1 pseudogene is annotated in these 293 nt (G+C 73.7%); it reads right to left on the bottom strand.

The window, feature by feature from the left end:
• Positions 1-293, bottom strand: a pseudogene (locus ACQG3P_RS19255) (S1 RNA-binding domain-containing protein); the annotation flags it as partial.

The following is a 293-nucleotide window of genomic DNA, read 5'->3' as shown; positions in this document are numbered from 1 at the left end:
CGGCCTCCCTGGCGGGCGCCGCCACCACCACCGCCGTCGCGCCGACCGCCGCCGGCCGGGCGCGCATCGCGGTCGCCGGGGGCCTTGGCGGGGGCCGGGGTATCGTCCAGGCGCCGGGTCAGCGCGATGCGCTTGCGGGCCCCGTCAACCTCCAGCACCTTCACCTTGACGATGTCGCCGGCCTTGACCACGTCGCGCGGGTCTTTGACCTAGGTGTCGGCCAACGCCGAAATGTGGAGCAGGCCGTCCTGGTGTACCCCGATGTCCACGAACGCGCCGAACGCAGCCCCGTT

Source organism: Stenotrophomonas sp. SrG, assembly GCF_050031795.1.
In the GTDB taxonomy this organism is placed as follows: domain Bacteria; phylum Pseudomonadota; class Gammaproteobacteria; order Xanthomonadales; family Xanthomonadaceae; genus Stenotrophomonas; species Stenotrophomonas rhizophila_A.
The sequence above is the reverse complement of the archived record's forward strand: the minus strand, read 5'-3'. Positions and strand labels throughout refer to the sequence as shown.